Source organism: Phytoactinopolyspora endophytica (genome assembly GCF_004138495.1).
Classification (GTDB): domain Bacteria; phylum Actinomycetota; class Actinomycetes; order Jiangellales; family Jiangellaceae; genus Phytoactinopolyspora; species Phytoactinopolyspora endophytica.
In genome coordinates this window covers 36,474-41,297 of record NZ_ML142875.1, presented here as the reverse complement: position 1 = coordinate 41,297, position 4,824 = coordinate 36,474, and the positions used below count along the sequence as shown (strand labels likewise).

Genomic DNA, 4,824 nt, shown 5'->3' with positions numbered 1-4,824 from the left:
CGGTCATCGACGTGGTGTCGCACGTATATGGCGACGCGATGGGCGCATTGGGCTCGATCGTTTCCGCCGTCATGGTGATTGCCACGCTCGCTACGATGAGCCCGACGACGGCGGTGCTGGTCCTGGCTGCTTCGGCGCCGGCGATCATCACGGGTAGGTATGTCAGCCAGGCCATTGCGCGAATGTGGCAGGTTCTCGGCGCGATCTACCAGCGCGACCGATACCTGCGCGACACCATGAGTCGCCAGCGGTCGATCACCGAGCTAGCCAGTCTCGGCACGACCCACCGACTCGGCCGAATGGTCTCGGCCCAGCAGGTCCACATCGCACAGACACGCGACATCCCGATCACCGTACGGCTGCGTGCACAAGTCGGCATCGGAGTCGCCGGCCTGATCCTCCTCGGGGCCGCGGTGGTCGCTGTGATCATCGATATGAGCTACGGACCCACTGCAATTGCCGGCGTCTACGGAGTCATCGCAGCAATGACGGCCACCGCCCAAGGCAGCCAGTCGGTGGCACGATTGCTGCACTTCCAGCCCCAGACAACGGCAGTCCGTCGCTTCTTTCGCGATGCCCCGCCAGCGTTCACGCAGAAAATCGCACCCAGCGCTGAGAATCTCGTCGTGTCCGACGTGACCCACTGCTACGACGGCCGTGATCACGCCGCCATCACGGGCGTCGGCCTCACCGCCGAACGCGGTGAGATGATCGCACTTGTTGGCGTCAACGGCGCCGGCAAGACGACCACGGTGAACGCTGTCCTGGGCCTCGTCGAGGCCTATGGCGGCACTGTCACCGTCGACGGGCGCAATCGCACCCAGATCGGCGAAGCGGCGTGGCTGGGACAGTTCGGACTGCTCACCCAGGAGTTCGGACGTTACGAGTTCACCGTCCGGGAGACGGTCGCGCTGGGGACCCCCGACGACTCGGTCGCCGACGAGGAGATCTGGGCCGCGCTCGACGCGGCACGCGCAGGTGAGTTCGTTCGCGCCATGCCTGACGGCCTGGACACGCAACTCGGAGAGCAGTGGGGCGGCGTGGGCATCTCCGGTGGACAATGGCAGCGTCTCGCCCTCGCGAGGATCTACCTCCGAAACGCGCCCATCTGGATCCTCGATGAGCCCACATCGGCTATCGACGCCGAAGCCGAGCAGGAAGTCTTCCAAGAACTCAGCCGCACCAAGTCTGAGCGGATCACGATTGTGGTCTCCCACCGCGCATGGACCCTTCGCGGCATGGACCACATCTACGTGCTCGACGACGGCACCGTCGTCGAGCACGGTACATACGAAGATCTCGTGCAGCGGCGCGGCCGGTTCTACGAGATGTTCGCAGCACAGGCCTGAGCAAACGGCCGTGCGAACCCGCGCTATAGGCGCCGGCCACGGTATTGACCAATGTGGCAAGGTGCGCGATGGTGGAACCAAGCCCCCCAGCCGTTCCGCTGAGCGCGTTTCCGCACCGCAGGGGGTTTGATCATGCGACGTATCATCAGCACGGCATCCGTCATCGGAGCACTCGCCGGAGCGTCGTTGACCGCAGCGGCGGCCGCCGAGCCCTTCCCCGACGTGATCGTCCTGCCAGGAGCGAGCTCGGCCGAAGGGATCTCTATCGGCAAGGGATCGCAGTTCTTCGCCGGGGACCTGTTTCAGGGCGACATCTATCAGGGCGATCTTCGATCGGGCGAGGCATCCCTCTTCATCGATGCCCCGGATGGCCGGCTGGCCGTGGGCATGAAGGCGGACGTCAGGCACGATCTGCTCTTCGTCGCCGGCGGTTTCACGGGCCAGGCATACGTCTACGACACACGCACGGGCGCGGATGTCGCCGCCCCGACGCTCGCCGATCCAGGGCAAGGGACGTTCATCAACGACGTCGCGCTATCCCGAGACGCGGCATGGTTCACCGACTCCGTCCAGCCCCAGCTCTACCGCGTTCCGATTGCACCTGACGGATCGGTGGGGTCACCGTCCACCCTGGTTCTCTCCGGACCCGCCGCACAGCTGTCCGGTGACTTCAACCTGAACGGGATCGCGGTCACACCTGATGGGAAGACACTGATCGTCGCCCACACCGAAGAATCGACCCTCTACACGGTCGATCCGGTCACGGGAGCAAGCGCGCCCATCTCCGGCGCGGATCTGCCCTTCGTCGACGGAATCCTCCTGGAGGCGGGCCGCCTCTGGGCTGTGCAGAACTTCCTCAACCAGGTGACCGAGCTGCGACTGAGCCCTGACCTGTCCTCGGCGACGGTCCAGGACGTCATCACCAGTCCGCATTTCCAGACACCGACGACCGTGGCTCGCCATGGCGACCGCCTGGCCCTGGTCAACGCCAAGTTCGACACCGGCCTCCCGCCAACCGCCGAACAGTACGAGGTCGTCCTCGTCGACCGATGACCTCACAGCTGCCAGAGCATGAGCCCAGGGTCGCAGGGTCCCCGGCCGCGGCCGCCCGCCGGCTCGACCACCTCGATACTCAGCGTGGAGGAGGTCAGTCCGGGCTGACGTCGACCAGCACGCCGATCTTGTCGATGCGGTGCTCGGGGTTACCAAACTCGTCGGACCAGTAGTTGCCCGCCGCATGATCTTCCGGCGTCGCACAGGTCGAGAGGGTAATCATCGCCTGGGTGGGTTCCACGCCGGGCTGGCCTGGCACGGCGGCCCGCTGAGCCGCCAGCGACTCCTCGGAGCGGAACGACGTCTCGCGGGTCTCGACGATCTCATAGACGTACCGCACACCATCGGCCGTCACCTCCACCAGGTCTGAGTTGTCGAGCTCCGGCAGGTCGAGGAAGGCCTGGGTCGATGACAACCGGTGGGCGGTGACCTGGTAGTTCCCGATCCCCCCTGGGCCGACGCCGCCGCGTGTACCGTACGGGCTCGCGGCCACACCACCGTCCTGGATATCCGTGCCCGGACCGTCGTCGGTCCATCCCTCGTACGCGATCACATCGAGGTTCTCGATGCCGATATCGGCGATGGTCAGCGTCGCGTCACGCGGCCTGCCATCGCTGGGGCTGGGTCCCGACGGCGTGGTGGCCTCCGTCGTCGGCGTCGGTGTGGCGCTGGGTGACGGCGGCGTCGGTGTGGCGCTGGGTGACGGCGACGCGGTCGGTCGCGCGGATGACGACGGAACGTCCGAATTCCCGGTCTCGGGCGGCGTCGTTGACGGCGAGGCCGCCGCAGGCGCCGAACTCACCTCGCCCCGCGAAGCTTCGGACGTGTCGAGCGCGCAGCTTGCCACCACCACAAGAATCAGCCCGGCGGCGAGCACACTCGATCGCATGCATCAACGGTACGTCCGACCCTGGCCACCGGGGTAACACCCGCCAGTGAAGCCAGCTGCCACGGGCGACTATACCCCGCGTGTATACGTTGCATGTATAGTTCGACCCATGAGCACCTCGACGACGCTGCTGGCTCTGCTTGAGCCCGGTCCGGCGTACGGATACACGTTGAAACAGAACTACGACCGCTGGTTCGCCCGTCGACGTCCGTTGGCCTTCGGGCAGGTGTACTCCACACTGGCCCGTCTCACCAAGAACGGGCTGGCGGATCAGATGGAGGTGGCGGCGGGCCACGGTCCGGACCGCCGTCTCTACCGCATCACCTCCCAAGGCGCGGGCGTGGTCGATGACTGGATCTTCGCCCCGGAGTCGCCGGAGGTCTTCGCGGCCAGCACGTTGCATGCCCGGGTCACGGTGGCGCTGCTATCCGGGCGGGACGCCGGCGATGTACTCGCCAGGCAGCGAGAAGCGCACCTGGAGCGGATGCGCACGCTGCAGGCCAGGCGGCGCCAGGCGACCGGCCCGGACCTGTTGGCGCTGACCTACGAGCTGGCGCATCTGGATGCGGACTTGCGATGGATCGAGGAGTCCGGTGCCCGGCTGGAAACGGTCCGCCGGCAGATCGAGAGCCAGTCGGCCGTCGCCGTCGGGCCGGACGGCGTGGGAGGCGACGATGCTTGAGGTGCTCGATGTTGGGTTGTCCTACGGTGCTACCACGGCCTTGCGTGACGTCAGCCTGAAGCTGGCAGCCGGGTCCCGCACGGCGCTGATGGGTCCGTCGGGATCGGGCAAATCGAGCCTGTTGCACTGCCTGGCCGGTGTGCTCGTACCCGACCGTGGGCACGTTGTCTTCGACGGCCAGGACCTGACCCGGCTCAGCGATCGAGAGCGCAGCCGTCGTCGCCTCGCCGGCATGGGGGTCGCCTTCCAGTTCGGCGATCTCGTGCCGGAGCTGACCGTCGTCGAGAACGTGATGCTGCCGCTGCAGCTGCTGGGTGCCAAGCGCGCCGCCGCCCGGGGCCGTGCACTCGCCCTCCTCGGCGAGCTCGGGATCGCCGAGGTCGCCGATGCCCGCACCGGCGCCGTCTCCGGCGGCCAGGCGCAGCGGGCGGCGGTCGCGCGGGCGCTGGTCCACGAGCCGCGTGTGGTGCTCGCCGACGAACCCACCGGCTCCCTGGACACCGTCAACGCCGAGGCGGTACTCGACGCGATGGTGGCGTTGAGCACCCGCATCGGCGCCACCTTGCTGGTCGTGACGCACGACAACCTGGTCGCCTCGCACCTCGACGACCTGATCGAGTTGCGCGACGGCTCGGTGGACCGCTCACACCGCCAGGTCGTCGGATGACGGCGCCCGTCGCGCTCGGCGCCCGGCTGGCGTGGGGCTCGCCGGGCGAGCGGTCCCGGTCGCTGTCCGTCCTGGCCACCAGCGCCGTCGGCACCTGGATTCTGCTGACCGTCTGGGCCGTCGCCGAGAACCGCATCGGCACCACCACCGCCTTCAGCGACCAGGAGGTCGGCCGCCTGCTGGC

General features: G+C 67.6%; 7 protein-coding genes. 6 read left to right on the top strand and 1 reads right to left on the bottom strand.

Features of this window, described 5'->3' with window-relative positions; translation table 11 throughout:
• Together ELR45_RS32015 and ELR45_RS32010 are read left to right on the top strand one after the other, a co-directional pair.
• On the top strand, positions 1-1,349 hold a 1,349-nt coding region (locus ELR45_RS32015; RefSeq protein WP_205857687.1), incomplete at its 5' end, for an ABC transporter ATP-binding protein.
• Between the two features lie 132 nt (positions 1,350-1,481).
• Positions 1,482-2,402 (top strand): SMP-30/gluconolactonase/LRE family protein, encoded by a 921-nt coding sequence (locus ELR45_RS32010; protein ID WP_129669901.1) that lies wholly within the window; start codon positions 1,482-1,484, stop codon positions 2,400-2,402.
• 94 nt (positions 2,403-2,496) lie between these two features.
• Here ELR45_RS32010 and ELR45_RS39940 read toward each other — a convergent pair whose 3' ends face one another.
• Positions 2,497-2,955, bottom strand: a complete 459-nt coding sequence (locus tag ELR45_RS39940) for a sortase domain-containing protein (RefSeq protein ID WP_205857686.1) — start codon at positions 2,953-2,955, stop codon at positions 2,497-2,499.
• Positions 2,956-2,968: 13 nt separating this feature from the next.
• Between ELR45_RS39940 and ELR45_RS39935 the strand changes: the two genes are divergently transcribed.
• The 4 genes from ELR45_RS39935 to ELR45_RS36145 all read left to right on the top strand — a co-directional run.
• Positions 2,969-3,328, top strand: coding sequence for a hypothetical protein (locus tag ELR45_RS39935; RefSeq protein ID WP_205857685.1), 360 nt, complete (start codon positions 2,969-2,971; stop codon positions 3,326-3,328).
• A gap of 72 nt (positions 3,329-3,400) precedes the next feature.
• Positions 3,401-3,973 carry a PadR family transcriptional regulator gene (locus ELR45_RS32000; protein ID WP_129669899.1) on the top strand — a complete coding sequence of 191 codons (573 nt, stop codon included), beginning with the start codon at positions 3,401-3,403 and terminating at the stop codon, positions 3,971-3,973.
• Positions 3,966-4,640: an ABC transporter ATP-binding protein gene (locus tag ELR45_RS31995; protein ID WP_129669898.1), complete on the top strand. Its 675-nt coding sequence runs from the start codon at positions 3,966-3,968 to the stop codon at positions 4,638-4,640. The genes ELR45_RS32000 and ELR45_RS31995 overlap by 8 nt, the downstream gene beginning before the upstream one ends.
• A partial coding sequence (locus ELR45_RS36145; protein ID WP_165368287.1) for a hypothetical protein occupies positions 4,637-4,824 on the top strand: 188 nt, incomplete at its 3' end. The genes ELR45_RS31995 and ELR45_RS36145, both read left to right, overlap by 4 nt.